Below are 14,244 nucleotides of genomic sequence, written 5' to 3' on the forward strand. Positions count from 1 at the left end.
CTCAATGGCTGCCGCAGGCGTGTCCGCTCTTCTCGGGCATCGGTGCATCGCGATCGACACCGGCGGCAGCAAGGCGACGCTCGTACTCGGCCCACTTCTCATCCTGACGAGCGCCGAGTTCGTACAGCAGGTCCCACGTGAAGATGCCGGTGTTGTGGCCGTCGCTGAAGGTCGGCTGGACCGCGTAGTTGCCGACCGGTTGCAAGTCCAGCAGATCGACATTGCGCTTGCCAGTCTGGAGGATTTCCTGGCCCGGACCGTGTCCCTGCACTTCGGCCGACGGCGAATAGATGCGCATCAGCTCAAAGGGAATCCTGAAAAGCGTGCCATCGGAGAAGCCAATTTCCAGCACGCGCGACCGGTTGTGGACGGTGATCGATTGGGGCGTCGGCGCGCCTGCCTGCAAACCTGCCATCAGAAACTCCTTGTCGCAAGACGCTGGGTGATGTCGCGCTCCACTACTGGCAAGCGGGCCTCGATGGCGACCTCGCGATGCCGATCGCGCTCTCGCTGCGCGGGAGCCCACACGGGCGACGGGAAGCGATTGTCCCAGTCGAAACGCGCGATCACGTGCCAATGAAGGTGCGGCACCATGTTGCCGAGCGCGGCGAGATTGATCTTGGCCGGCGCCAGTACGTCGCGCATGCTTTGCTCGACAGCGGCAACGGCCTCCATGCACTGCGTGCGATCGGCAGCCGACAGATCGGACCATTCGGCCACGTGATCCTTCCACACGACACGATAGAACGCGGGGAAGGCCTCTTCGGCCGCATGGATCACACGGAATTTCGCGGCGTCGAAGACAAGCCGGCCGCCGGCCTCGTCGCACAGGGGGCAGCCCTTGACGCGCATTGCCGTCACACCAGCACGCGCTCGATACCACCCTGGTTCGCGGCGGCCACGTAGTCGGGCATCCAGCTTTCGCCCAGGATCTTGTTCGCCATTTCAACCACGATGTAGTCGGCTTCGAGCAGACCGTTGTTCAGGTCGTTGCCATAGCGGCTCAGGCCCTGCAGGCAACTCGGGCAGCTCGTGAGAATCTTGACGTTGCCTTGCGGCGCGATCTTGCCGGCGTCGCGCAATTCGGCTTCACCCTTCTTCAGTTCTTCTTCCTTGCGGAACCGGATCTGCGTCGAGATGTCCGGCCGCGTCACGCCCAACGTGCCGGACTCGCCGCAGCAGCGGTCGTTCTTGAGCACGTTGTCGCCGACGAGCGCCTTCACGGTCTTCATCGGGTCCTGCAGTTTCATCGGCGTGTGGCAGGGATCGTGATAGAGGTAACCGCCACCGCCGGCGTCGCCCAACGTGATGCCTTTTTCGAGCAGGTATTCATGGATGTCGACGATGCGGCAACCCGGGAAGATCTTGTCGAACTGGTAGCCCTGCAACTGGTCGTAGCAAGTGCCGCAGCTCACCACCACCGTCTTGATGTCGAGGTAGTTCAGCGTATTAGCGACACGGTGGAAGAGCACGCGGTTGTCGGTGATCATCTTCTCCGCCTTGTCGAACTGGCCGCTGCCGCGCTGCGGATAGCCGCAACACAGGTAGCCCGGCGGCAGGACGGTCTGCACGCCGGCATGCCAAAGCATGGCCTGCGTCGCCAGGCCCACCTGCGAGAAGAGCCGTTCCGAGCCGCAACCGGGGAAATAGAACACCGCCTCGGTCTCAGGCGTCGTCGCGCTCGGATTCCGGATGATCGGCACGTAGTCTGCATCCTCGATGTCGAGCAAGGCGCGCGCTGTCTTCTTCGGCAATCCACCGGGCATCTTCTTGTTGATGAAGTGGATCACCTGTTCCTTGATCGGCACGGGGCCCAGCGAAGCCGGCGGCGCGGCTGTCTGCTTTTTCGCCAGCCCGCGCAGCAGGTCGTTGGCGAGTCGCTGCGCCTTGAAGCCGATGTCGACCATGCCCGAGCGCATCATCTTGATGGTCTGCGGGTTGGTGGCATTGAGGAAGAACATCGCGGCCGCATTGCCGGGACGGAAGGACTTCTGCCCCATCTTGCGCAAGAGATTGCGCATGTTCATCGACACGTCGCCGAAGTCGATCTTCACCGGGCATGGCGTAAGGCACTTGTGGCAGACCGTGCAATGGTCGGCCACGTCCTCGAACTCTTCCCAGTGCTTGATGCTGACACCGCGGCGGGTCTGTTCCTCGTACAGGAAAGCTTCAACGAGCAGCGAGGTCGCGAGGATCTTGTTGCGAGGCGAATACAGCAGATTGGCCCGCGGCACGTGCGTCGCACACACCGGCTTGCACTTGCCGCAGCGCAGGCAGTCCTTGACGCTGTCGGCAATCGCGCCGATGTCGCTCTGCTGCATGATGATCGACTCGTGCCCCATGAGGCCGAAGCTCGGCGTGTAGGCATTGGTCAGATCGGCCGGGAGCGAGCGTCCGTCCCGCGCGAAATTCGTGTTGTCCCGCAGGAGCTTGCCCTTGTTGAACCGGCCCTCGGGATCGACCCTTCGCTTGTAGTCGGCAAAGGGCTGAAGCTCGTCTTCGCTCAGGAATTCGAGCTTGGTGATGCCGATGCCGTGCTCGCCCGAAATCACCCCGTCGAGGCTGCGCGCCAGCACCATGATGCGCGCGACGGCCTTGTGCGCCGTCTGCAGCATCTCGTAGTTGTCGCTGTTGACGGGGATGTTGGTGTGCACGTTGCCGTCGCCCGCGTGCATGTGGAGCGCAACCCAGACGCGGCCCTTGAGCACGCGCTTGTGGATGGCGCTGCACTCGGCCAGGATCGGCGTGAACTCGCCACCGGTGAAGATCGACGCCAGGGGGGCGCGCAGTTGCGTCTTCCAGCTCGCGCGCAGCGAGTGATCCTGCAACTGCGGGAACAACGTTTCGACATCGTCGAGCCATTGTTGCCAGAGCGCGCGCAGTTCACGCACGAGCGTCACGGCCTGCGCCACGCGGTCTTCCAGTAGTTCGGCCGACGGGATGTCGTTGGCATCGTCGCTCTTGCCCAACGGCAGGTTGCCGCGCGCCAGGAAGGCTTCGAGCTCGTCGGCGAGCGCGATCTTGTTCTGCAGCGACAGCTCGATGTTGATGCGCTCGATACCGTCCGTGTATTCGGCCATGCGCGGCAGCGGGATCACCACGTCTTCGTTGATCTTGAAGGCGTTGGTGTGCCGGCTGATCGCCGCGGTGCGCTTGCGGTCCAGCCAGAACTTCTTGCGTGCCTCGGGGCTGATGGCGATGAAGCCTTCGCCGCTGCGCGAATTGGCGATGCGCACCACCTCGGACGTCGCGCGTGCCACCGCATCGGCATCATCGCCGGCGATGTCGCCGAACAGCACCATCTTCGGCAGGCCGCCGTGGCGCTTGGACTTGGTGGCATAGCCGACCGCCTTGAGATAGCGGTCGTCGAGATGCTCCAGGCCCGCCAACAGCACGCCGGAGCGCTTCTGTTCCGCGAACATGAAGTCCTTGATCTCGACGATGCTGGGCACCGCGTCCTTCGCGTTGCCGAAGAATTCGAGGCAGACCGTCCGGGTATGGGCCGGCATGCGATGCACGATCCAGCGGCAGCTGGTGATCAGGCCGTCACAGCCTTCCTTCTGGATGCCGGGAAGGCCCGAGAGGAACTTGTCGGTCACGTCCTTCCCGAGGCCTTCCTTGCGGAAAGTCTTACCGGGGATTTCCAGACGCTCGGCGCGCAGTGCCGTCTTGCCGTCGGCTGCGAAGTACTGCAGCTCGAACACCGCGCTTTCGGCGTCGTGGATCTTGCCCAGGTTGTGGCCAACCCGCGTGACCTCCAGCCACTCGGCCTGCGGCGTCACCATGCGCCACGAGGCGAGGTTGTCGAGCGCCGTGCCCCAGAGCACCGCTTTCTTGCCGCCGGCATTCATGGCAACGTTGCCGCCCACGCACGACGCCTCGGCAGAGGTGGGGTCGACCGCGAACACGAAGCCCGCGCGCTCGGCCGCATCGGCCACGCGCTGCGTGACCACGCCGGCTTCGGTCCAGATCGTCGGGACCGGCGCTTCGAGACCGGGCAGCGAGACCATCTCGACCTCGGTCATCGCCTCGAGCTTCTCGGTGTTGATGACGACGCTGTTCCACGTCAGCGGGATCGCGCCGCCGGTGTAGCCGGTGCCGCCGCCACGCGGAATGATGGTCAGACCGAGTTCGATGCAACCCTTGACCAGGGCGGCCATCTCGGCTTCGGTATCGGGCGTCAGTACGACGAAGGGGTATTCGACACGCCAGTCGGTGGCGTCGGTCACATGCGACACGCGGGAGAGACCGTCGAACTTGATGTTGTCCTTGGCCGTGAGCCGGCGCAGCGTGCGCGTCGCCTTGCGCCGCAGGGCCGCGACGTCGCGGAACATGGCGTCGAAGGTCGAGATGGCCTGCGCCGCGAGGCCGGTCAACTCGCCCACAAGCGCGTCGCGCTGGGCATCGGTATCGGGCGTGCGCCGCTTCTGCACTTCAGTGAGACGGTGATTGAGCGCATCCACCAGCTGGCCCCGTCGACGCGGGTTGTCCAGCAGGTCGTCAACGAGGTAGGGATTGCGCTGGACGACCCAGATGTCGCCCAGCACCTCGTAAAGCATGCGGGCCGACCGGCCGGTGCGGCGCTCTGATCGAAGGGTTTGCAGCAGTTCCCACCCTCGTTCGCCGAGCAGGCGAATCACGATCTCGCGATCGGAGAAGCTGGTGTAGTTGTAGGGGATCTCACGCAATCGCGCGGGCTCTGCGGCCTGCGACAACAACGCCGTCAACGCGGTCGGAGCATTCATCGGGGAGTGGCCTCGGTCGGGCGCTGCGCGCCCCATGAACCAGGGGCGTGAATTTTAAGGCAGCCCCGAAGAGCCTGCAGACAGGTCAGAAGAGCACCCGGCTCCGGATCGTGCCGGGCACTTTGGCGAGCTTCTCGAGCGCCAGGTCGGACGAGGCCGCATCGATGTCGGTCACGACGTAGCCGACCTTCTCGTTGGTCTGCAGGAACTGCGAGGAGATGTTGATGTTGTTGTCGGAAAAGATCCGGTTGATCTCCGACAAAACGCCCGGCACGTTGCGGTGGATGTGCAACAGCCGGTGCTTGCCGGGGTGCGCCGGAAGCGCCACCTCAGGGAAGTTCACCGACGAGGTCGAAGTGCCGTTGTCGCTGTACTTGACGAGTTTCTCGGCCACTTCGAGGCCGATGTTGGCCTGTGCTTCCATCGTCGAGCCGCCGATATGAGGCGTGAGGATCACGTTGTCCAGGCCGCGAAGCGGCGACTGGAACTCGTCCTTGTTGCTTCGCGGCTCGACGGGGAACACGTCGATCGCCGCGCCCAGCAGCTTCTTCTCCTTCAGGGCCACGGCCACCGCCTCGATCTCGACCACCGTGCCGCGAGAGGCGTTGATCAGGATGGCGCCGGGCTTCATGGCGGCAATCTCGCCGGCGCCGATCATCCATTGGGTGGCCTGCGTCTCGGGTACGTGCAGGCTCACGATGTCGCTCTGCGCGAGCAGATCCTTCAGTTCCCGTACCTGCCGTGCGTTGCCCAGGGGCAGCTTGGTCACGACATCGAAGAAGGCAACGTTCATTCCCAAGGCTTCCGCGAGCACCGAGAGCTGCGCACCGATCGAGCCGTAGCCCACGATGCCGAGGGTCTTGCCGCGAATCTCGAATGCGTTGTCGGCCGACTTGAGCCAGCCGCCACGGTGGGCGACGGCGCTCTTCTCGGGCACGCCGCGCAGCAGCAGGATGGCTTCGGCCAGCACCAGTTCGGCGACCGAGCGCGTGTTCGAGAACGGCGCATTGAAAACGGCCACCCCGTGTTCGCGCGCCGCGTCGAGGTCGACCTGGTTGGTGCCGATGCAGAAGCAGCCGACGGCCACCAGCTTGTTCGCTTCGGCGAACACGTCCGCAGTCAATTGCGTGCGCGACCGAATGCCGAGAAAGTGCACATCGGCAATGCGCGCCTTGAGTTCGGCGTCCGGCAAGGCGCCGGAAAGCGTCTCGACGTTGGTGTAGCCCGCTGCGTGAAGCACCTCGACCGCCGAAGGATGGATGCCTTCGAGCAGGAGAAACTTGATCTTGCTTTTGTCGAGGGAGGTCTTGCTCATTGCGAGTCAGGAAAGGCCCGCCCGGAACGCAAAAGGCGGAGCCGAAAAAAGGGAGGGCGATGCTAGCATGGTGCGCTGCAACATGCCGGGACTGGGGTCGTCGCGCACCAAAAGGGTTTCCCCCGTTGAGGCACACCGCGCGCCGCACAAAGAATATGTGACGTTGTCGTGTCATACGCGCGACCTAGCATTCGCGCGTTCATTTCTTTCCAATTCCCCTCAGGAGTCTTCATGCGATTCAAAACGCTCGCCTTGGCCTCGGCGCTTGCAGCAACGCTGTTCACACCCGCGTTCGCGCAGACCGAGATCCAGTGGTGGCATTCCATGACCGCCGTCAATAACGAGTGGGTCAATGACCTGGCCAAGCAGTTCAACGAGAGCCAGAAGGAATACAAGGTGGTGCCGGTGTTCAAGGGCACCTACGACGAATCGATGACGGCATCGATCGCGGCTTTCCGCGCCGGCAATGCGCCGCACATCCTGCAGGTGTTCGAAGTGGGCACCGCGACCATGATGGCCAGCAAGGGCGCCATCGTTCCGGTCGGCCAGGTCATGAAGGACGCGGGCGAGAAGTTCGACCCGAGCGGCTACATCTCCGCTGTCGCCGGCTACTACACGGCGCCCAACGGCCAGATGCTGAGCTTCCCGTTCAACAGCTCGACCACGATCTTCTACTGGAACAAGGACGCCTTCAAGGCGGCCGGCCTGCCGACCGACAAGGCCCCTGCGACCTGGCCCGAAGTCATCGCCGCCGCCGCCAAGCTCAAGGCCGCGGGCCACAAGTGCCCCTTCACCACGGCGTGGCAGGGCTGGACACAGCTCGAAAGCTTCTCTGCCTGGCACAACGTCGAATTCGCGACCAAGAGCAACGGCCTGGCCGGTCTCGACGCGCGCATGAAGATCGACTCGCCGCTGCATGTGCGCCACATCGAGAACCTGGCCAACATGGCCAAGCAGGGTCTCTTCATCTACAAGGGCCGCGGCAACGTGCCCGAGGCGAGCTTCGTGTCCGGCGAGTGCGCCATGATCAACACGTCTTCGGGCTTCTACGGCAACGTCGCCAAGAACGCCAAGTTCGCCTATGGGCTGGCACCGCTGCCCTACTACCCGGACGTTCCGGGCGCTCCGCAGAACACCGTGATCGGCGGGGCCAGCCTGTGGGTGATGTCGGGCAAGAAGCCGGCCGAATACAAGGGTGTCGCGAAGTTCTTCAGCTTCATCTCGCAGCCTGAAGTGCAGTCGGCCAGTCACAAGCGCACGGGCTACCTGCCGATCACGACGGCGGCCTATCAACTCACCGAGAAGTCGGGCTTCTACAAGGAAAACCCCGGCACCGATGTCGCCGTGACGCAGATGATCCGCAAGGTGACGGACAAGAGTCGCGGCATCCGCCTGGGCAACTATGTGCAGGTCCGCGCCATCGAGGACGAAGAGCTCGAACAGGTCTGGAACGGCAAGAAGACGGCCAAGGAAGCGCTGGACGAGATCGTCAAGCGCGGCAACGAGCAGATCGAGCGCTTCCAGAAAGCCAACAAGAGCTGAAGCTCTTGCCAGCTTTCAAGCTGCCGTATTTGCACCCCACCCTGCCCTCCCCGCCAAGCGGGGAGGGTGCCTGCCAACAATTGATGCCGCAGTAGACTCGCCCCGCCCGCCACATCCGAGGCTGGCGGGTTTTTCTTTTTTGAGGTTGCATGGAAAAACGGGTTGTTTTCCGATCCCGCTGGCTGCCGTGGCTGTTGATGGCTCCGCAGATCCTGGTGATCCTCGTGTTCTTTTTCTGGCCCGCGGCGCAGGCGATCCTGCAATCGCTCCAGCAGCAGGATGCGTTCGGTACGTCGGTCGAGTTCGTGGGGCTCGACAACTTTCGCCAGCTGTTCAATGACCCGAGCTATATCGAGTCATTCAAGACCACCGCGGTGTTCTCGGTGCTCGTGGCGGGCATCGGCCTGAGCCTGTCGCTCGCGCTGGCGGTTTTTGCGGACCGCATCATCCACGGCGGCATGGTCTACAAGACCATGCTGATCCTGCCCTACGCGGTCGCTCCGTCCGTTGCTGCGGTCGTGTGGGTCTTCATGTTCTCGCCCTCACTCGGGGTGGTCTCCTACGCGTTGGGCAAGTTCGGCTTCGACTGGAACCACCTTTTGAATTCGGGGCACGCCATGGCGCTGATCGTGCTCGCGTCGGTCTGGAAGCAGATCTCCTACAACTTCCTGTTCTTCCTGGCCGGCCTGCAGTCGATCCCGAAATCGCTCATCGAGGCCGCCGCGATCGACGGCGCGCGTCCCTGGCGCCGGTTCTGGACCGTGCAGTTCCCACTGCTGTCGCCGACCACCTTCTTCCTGCTCGTGATCAACATCGTCTATGCCTTCTTCGACACCTTCGCGATCGTCGACGCGGCCACGATGGGCGGCCCGGGCAAGGACACCACGATCCTCGTCTACAAGGTCTACTACGACGGCTTCAAGGCGATGGACCTCGGCGGGTCCGCCGCGCAATCGGTCGTCCTGATGCTGATCGTGATCGTGCTGACGGTCCTCCAGTTTCGCTACGTCGAAAAGAAAGTGCAGTACTGAACCATGGTCGAGAAGCGTGGCACTCACGGCATCCTCGCCCAAGTGGTGATGGTGCTCGGCGTCTTCATCATCGCCTTTCCGATCTACCTCGCGTTCGTGGCCTCGACGCACACGGCGCAAGAGATCGTCCAGGCGCCCATGCCGCTGCTGCCGGGCAGTCACATGATGGAGAGCTACAAATCGGCGCTTTTCGGTCGCGAGACCAGCGCCGGCTCCAACGCGCCGGTGGCCCACATGATGTGGGTCAGCCTGGTCACCGCACTCGTCATCGCGATCGGCAAGATCACGATCTCGCTGCTGTCGGCGTTCGCGATCGTCTACTTCAAGTTCCCGTTTCGGCGGTTCTGCTTCTGGATGATCTTCGTGACGCTGATGCTGCCGGTGGAGGTGCGCATCCTGCCGACCTACAAGGTGCTGTCGGATCTCCACATGCTCAACACCTATGCGGGGCTGACGGTGCCGCTCATCGCATCGGCGACGGCGACCTTCCTGTTCCGCCAGTTTTTCATGACGGTGCCGGACGAACTCACCGAGGCCTCGCGCATGGACGGGGCCAGCCCGATGCGCTTTTTCTGGGACGTGCTGCTGCCGCTGTCGAAGACGTCGATCGCCGCGCTGTTCGTGATCCAGTTCATCTACGGCTGGAACCAGTACCTCTGGCCGCTGCTTGCGACCACTGGCGAGGACATGTACCCGGTGGTCGTCGGCATCAAGCGCCTGATCGCCGGCGGCGATTCGCAGAACGAGTGGAACGTGGTGATGGCCACCGCCATCCTTGCGATGGTGCCGCCCGCATTGGTCGTCGTCCTCATGCAGAAATGGTTCGTGAAGGGCCTCGTGGATACCGAAAAATGAAACACCCCCAGGCTTGCTCGCTTCGCGTAGCCGCACACCCCCTTTCAGGGGGCAATACCAGCGGCCCGGCGAAGCCGGTTCCGCGGTATTCCTGGAACTTGGATGCCAGCTCGCTGGTAGCCATTGGTCAAAACTAATCAGAACATGGCAGCTCTCTCGTTTCGCAACGTCATCAAGCGCTATGGGCACGGGCCCAAGGCGAACCAGGTCATCCACGGCGTCAGCGCCGACATCGCAGACCACGAATTCATCGTCATCGTCGGGCCCTCGGGCTGCGGCAAGTCCACGCTGCTGCGCATGGTCGCAGGGCTGGAGGAAGTCAGCGTCGGGGAGATCCACATCGGCAATCGGGTGGTGAACAACCTCGAACCGGCAGAGCGCGACATCGCGATGGTGTTCCAGAACTACGCGCTCTATCCACACATGTCGGTGTTCGACAACATGGCCTACGGCCTGAAGATCGCCAAGATTCCGGTGCCCGAGATCAAGGCCCGGGTCGACAAGGCCGCGAAGATCCTGGAACTCGGCCACCTGCTGGCGCGCAAGCCGCGCGAGTTGTCCGGCGGCCAGCGGCAGCGCGTCGCGATGGGCCGCGCGATCGTTCGGCAACCGCAGGTGTTCCTGTTCGACGAGCCGCTGTCGAACCTCGACGCCAAGCTGCGCGCGCAGACCCGGCTGGAGATCCAGAAGCTCCACCGCGAACTCGGCATTACCTCGCTTTTCGTCACGCACGACCAGGTCGAGGCCATGACGCTCGCCCAGCGGATCATCGTGATGAACGGCGGCGTGATGGACCAGTTCGGCACGCCCGAAGAGGTGTACTCGCGCCCCGCCACGACCTTCGTCGCGAGCTTCATGGGCTCGCCGCCGATGAACCTGTTGAAGCACGCGCCGGGTGTGAGGACGGGCATGATCCTCGGCATCCGACCCGAGCACCTGACGCTCGACTCGAACGGCTGGTCGGTGGAGGTCGAGTACGTGGAAATGCTGGGCGCCGAACGGCTGATCTACGGCCGCATCGGTGACGAGCAACTGGTAATGCGCGCCGACGAAGGCCAAACGCCGCCTGTCGCGGGCGACACCATCCGAATCGCCGCGCGGCAGGACAAGCTCCACTGGTTCGACGCCGGCTCCGGGAAGCGAGCATGAAACCGTGGCCCTATCCGCGCTGGATCGCCCATCGCGGCGCGGGCAAGCTCGCGCCGGAGAACACGCTGGCCGCCTTCCGGCTCGGCGCCGAGTATGGTTTTCGCATGTTCGAATGCGACGCCAAGCTCAGCGCCGACGGCGTGCCCTTCCTCCTGCACGACAGCACGCTCGAACGCACGAGCAACGGCCACGGCGTCGCGGGCGACCAACCCTGGATGGCACTGTCCCAACTGGACGCCGGCACATGGCATTCGCGCCGCTATGCCGGCGAGCCGCTGGCCACACTCCAGGGACTGATCCGTTTCTGCCTGGCAAACCGGCATGCACTCAACATCGAGATCAAGCCCACGCCCGGCCAAGAGCGGCCCACCGGTGAAGCAGTGGCACGCCATGCGGCCATGCTGTGGACTGACCCCACGCTTCCTCCGCCCTTCCTCACGTCTTTTCAGCCCGACGCGCTGCGGGGCGCATTGACGACACGTCCGGAGCTACCGCGCGGCCTGCTGCTCGACACGCTGTGGGACGGCTGGCTCGACACAGCGCTGCAATTGCGCTGTTCGGCGGTCGTCTGCAACTACGCGCTATGGGACGCTTCGACCGTGGCGCAGGTGCACGCGGCGGACCTGCGCGCGCTGAGCTACACCGTCAACGACGAATGGGCCGCGCAGCGATTGATCGCGCTCGGCACCGACGGGATCATCACGGATCGGATCGACAGGTTCAGTCCGGCAGACTGATCGTCGCGTCGCACCTCGTTTCGTCCGCCGGACGCGCGCCTTCTATGATGAAGACATGACCTGGCTCCCACGTCTTGCGGCCCTGTTGCTGGCCGCCATGCTTTGCTGCACGGCGATGGCGCAGGGGAGCGAAACAGCCGATGTCGCCCCCACCGTGGCGGCGCTGCGAGCCCGACTCGACGCCGTCCCGCGGAATGTCGAGAACGCCGAGGACGTCGCCGGCGTGATCACGGAACTCAACGGGATCAGCGCCGCGACCGACAAGTTCATCGCCTCGCGCACCGGCGACCTCAACGATCTCAACGCACGCCTCGGCGAACTCGGCAACCCACCGCCCGCGGGCGCGGCCCCCGAGAACCCGGACATCACCCGTCGCCGCGCCACCTTGACCAAGGAACGCAACGCGCTCGACGCCGACATTCGGCTGGCCCGCCTCGTGACCGTCGACGCCCAGCAACGCGCCAGTGATGTCCTCGCCAAGCGACGCGCCATGTTCGAAGCCCAGTTGACCGAACGCGCGCCCTCGCCACTCGGCAGGGAGTTCTGGGGCGACATGGCCGAGGCCTGGTCCGGCGACGTGGATCGACTGAGTGAACTCGGCACCGAGTTGGAAGCAAGTCTGAACGTTGCCAGGCAGCCGGCCCATGCCACGGCGGTGCTCGTCAGCCTGATCGTGGCGCTGCTCCTGGCGTTGCCGGGCAACTGGCTGGCCGAGCGAGCGCTCACCCGGATTGCCGCTCGCGTGCTGCCGACTGGAAGACTGCGACGATCGCTGCTCGTGATCGCGATCGTCAGCACCAACGTCCTTCTGGTCGGACTGGCGGCGCATGGCGTCTTCACGACGCTCGACCTCCACCAGGTGTGGGGCGAAAAGACGCGGAAACTGGGGCAGGCGATGGTGCAGTCGAGCGTTTTCATCGCCTTCGTCGTCGGCCTCGGGCGAGCGCTGCTGTCCAACGGACGGCCATCGTGGCGGCTGCCGCCGATCCCCAACGCCATGGCCGCACGGCTCGCCCCTTACCCCTGGTTGATGGCGCTGGTCGCCGTCCTGGTATGGGTGCCGACGCAGGTCAATGCGTTGGTCGACGCCAGCTTCGCAGCCGTGGTTGCGGCGCACGTGGTGATGGCCCTGGCCCTTACCGGAATCATCGGCGCGATGCTGCTGCGGCTGCGGGGTCCGCGCGAAGCTGTGCCGGCGCCAGCGACCGAAGCGACGGGCGACGCTGCCGCTGCACCCGCTGTGCCGGACGCAACGGAGCGACCGCTCTGGGTGGGGGTGCTGTTGGGGCTGGTCACGCTGATCCTCATCGTGATCTGGGTATTGGTCGCGACCGGTTACGTCGCCCTGGCGAGCTTTCTCGCCAGCCAACTCAATTGGTCCGGCATCGTCGTGTCGGCCTTCTATGTGCTTTTCAAGTTCGCCGACGATTTCTTCATGGCGGTGGTGTCGTCGCGCAGCAGCTTCGGCCAACGGCTGCACCTGAGTTTCGGCCTTACCCAACGCACGCTGGATCAGACGGCCGTCGCGTTGTCGGGTTTGAGCCGCGTCGCGCTGTTCTTCTACATGATCATCGCGCTGGCGACGCCCCTCGGCACGAGCCCGGGCGAGGTGTTCCAGCGAAGCGGCAAATACGGCACGGGGGTGAAGGTCGGCGAGATCCAGTTGGTGCCCGGCGCGATCTTCGGCGCGATCGCGGTGCTCGTTGCCGGCTTCATCGCCCTGCGGATCGTCAAGAACTGGCTGGACACACGCTTCCTGCCGACCACGGCCCTCGAGCCGGGGATGCAGAGTTCGATCACGACGCTGCTGGGCTATGTGGGCGGGATCATCGTGATCGCTTTCGCGATGTCGGCGCTCGGCATCGGCATCGAACGCATCGCCTGGGTGGCCAGTGCGTTGTCGGTGGGTATCGGCTTCGGCTTGCAGGCGATCGTGCAGAACTTCATCTCGGGGCTGATCCTGCTGGCGGAACGGCCGGTGAAGGTCGGCGACTGGGTGGTCCTGGGCAATGCCGAGGGAGACATCCGCCGCATCAACGTTCGCGCGACCGAGATCCAGCTGGGCGACCGGTCCACGATGATCGTTCCGAATTCGGAATTCATCACCAAGACAGTCCGCAACATGACGCTCTCGAACGCCGAGGGCCGCGTGCTGATCCGCCTGCCCATGCCTCTGACGACCGACGCCAACCGCGCGCGGGAGGTGATGCTGTCGGCGTTCGCGAACCATCCGGGCGTGCTGGCCACCCCGGCACCGGCCGTCACGCTCGAAGGTATCGAGGTCGGCTTCATGATCTTCCAGGCGGTTGCCTATGTGCAGAGCCCGCGGCTTTCCGGCGGAATACGCAGCGACGTGCTGTTCACCATCCTCGATGGGCTTCGCGCGGCAGGCTTGCCGATGGCTGCCTATCCTGGAGTACCGGCCGGCATGCCGGCGCCTCCCTCCCCCGTGGCCGCTGTGCCGCCGCCACCCAGCGTGCTGCCGGGAACCGCCACCTAGCGCCGCCAGCCTCCGGAGACGAGCCACTGGCTGGTCCCGCACGCCGCCACCAGCGCGGCGTAGGTCGCCATCCTGCCGTCCTGACCGAAGACGATCAGCCCAGCGACCAGGACGGCAACGCCAACGACGAAATTGACCGCGCCCTGAGCCCACCAAGCCCGAGGCATGCCGGACCGGCGCATCGTGAATCGACCCAGGAGCGCGCACAGAAAGCCGACCGCGAACGCCGGGACAACAAAGTTGAGGAGATGATCGAGAAGGTCCAGAGGGGTCATTGCGAAGGCTCGCGAGACGGGCATCCACGGGATTGGGAAGCTCTGGCAACGGCCATTTTTCGATGCCGGACCGTCTACGGGCCGCAGATTTTATA

The 14,244-nt window shown here is 64.3% G+C and carries 11 protein-coding genes; 6 read left to right on the forward strand and 5 right to left on the reverse strand.

The window, feature by feature from the left end:
* Window position 1: 1 nt before the first annotated feature.
* The 4 genes from AC1DN9_RS06390 to serA all read right to left on the reverse strand — a co-directional run bounded on the left by AC1DN9_RS06390 (window position 2) and on the right by serA (window position 6,060).
* A complete protein-coding gene (locus tag AC1DN9_RS06390) occupies window positions 2-415 on the reverse strand; it encodes a gamma-butyrobetaine hydroxylase family protein (RefSeq protein ID WP_478098359.1) in 414 nt (137 codons plus the stop codon).
* Window positions 415-852 carry an HIT family protein gene (locus AC1DN9_RS06395; protein WP_478098715.1) on the reverse strand — a complete coding sequence of 146 codons (438 nt, stop codon included), beginning with the start codon at window positions 850-852 and terminating at the stop codon, window positions 415-417. The genes AC1DN9_RS06390 and AC1DN9_RS06395 overlap by 1 nt, the downstream gene beginning before the upstream one ends.
* A 5-nt stretch (window positions 853-857) precedes the next feature.
* The gene (locus tag AC1DN9_RS06400) at window positions 858-4,745 is read right to left on the reverse strand and encodes a DUF3683 domain-containing protein (protein ID WP_478098361.1); all 3,888 of its coding nucleotides are present in this window, start codon (window positions 4,743-4,745) and stop codon (window positions 858-860) included.
* Window positions 4,746-4,830: 85 nt separating this feature from the next.
* Window positions 4,831-6,060, reverse strand: coding sequence for a phosphoglycerate dehydrogenase (serA, locus tag AC1DN9_RS06405; protein ID WP_478098363.1), 1,230 nt, complete (start codon window positions 6,058-6,060; stop codon window positions 4,831-4,833).
* Window positions 6,061-6,291: 231 nt separating this feature from the next.
* Between serA and ugpB the strand changes: the two genes are divergently transcribed.
* The 6 genes from ugpB (at window position 6,292) to AC1DN9_RS06435 (ending at window position 13,874) form a co-directional block, all read left to right on the forward strand.
* On the forward strand, window positions 6,292-7,602 hold the full coding sequence (gene ugpB, locus AC1DN9_RS06410) for a sn-glycerol-3-phosphate ABC transporter substrate-binding protein UgpB (RefSeq protein ID WP_478098365.1): 1,311 nt from the start codon (window positions 6,292-6,294) through the stop codon (window positions 7,600-7,602).
* A 149-nt stretch (window positions 7,603-7,751) separates the two neighbouring features.
* The gene (gene ugpA / locus AC1DN9_RS06415) at window positions 7,752-8,633 is read left to right on the forward strand and encodes a sn-glycerol-3-phosphate ABC transporter permease UgpA (RefSeq protein WP_478098367.1); all 882 of its coding nucleotides are present in this window, start codon (window positions 7,752-7,754) and stop codon (window positions 8,631-8,633) included.
* 3 nt (window positions 8,634-8,636) lie between these two features.
* The gene (gene ugpE / locus AC1DN9_RS06420) at window positions 8,637-9,488 is read left to right on the forward strand and encodes a sn-glycerol-3-phosphate ABC transporter permease UgpE (protein WP_478098369.1); all 852 of its coding nucleotides are present in this window, start codon (window positions 8,637-8,639) and stop codon (window positions 9,486-9,488) included.
* A gap of 144 nt (window positions 9,489-9,632) precedes the next feature.
* Entirely contained in the window at window positions 9,633-10,637 is a 1,005-nt protein-coding gene (gene ugpC / locus AC1DN9_RS06425; protein WP_478098371.1) for a sn-glycerol-3-phosphate ABC transporter ATP-binding protein UgpC, read from the forward strand.
* A complete protein-coding gene (gene ugpQ / locus AC1DN9_RS06430) occupies window positions 10,634-11,374 on the forward strand; it encodes a glycerophosphodiester phosphodiesterase (protein WP_478098373.1) in 741 nt (246 codons plus the stop codon). The genes ugpC and ugpQ overlap by 4 nt, the downstream gene beginning before the upstream one ends.
* A 55-nt stretch (window positions 11,375-11,429) precedes the next feature.
* On the forward strand, window positions 11,430-13,874 hold the full coding sequence (locus AC1DN9_RS06435; protein ID WP_478098375.1) for a DUF3772 domain-containing protein: 2,445 nt from the start codon (window positions 11,430-11,432) through the stop codon (window positions 13,872-13,874).
* On the opposite strand, the gene AC1DN9_RS06440 is transcribed toward AC1DN9_RS06435, so the two are convergent.
* Entirely contained in the window at window positions 13,871-14,149 is a 279-nt protein-coding gene (locus tag AC1DN9_RS06440; protein WP_478098377.1) for a hypothetical protein, read from the reverse strand. The two genes, AC1DN9_RS06435 and AC1DN9_RS06440, sit on opposite strands and share 4 nt — an antisense overlap.
* Window positions 14,150-14,244 lie beyond the last annotated feature (95 nt).

This window comes from Variovorax sp. 05L425 (assembly GCF_056397705.1).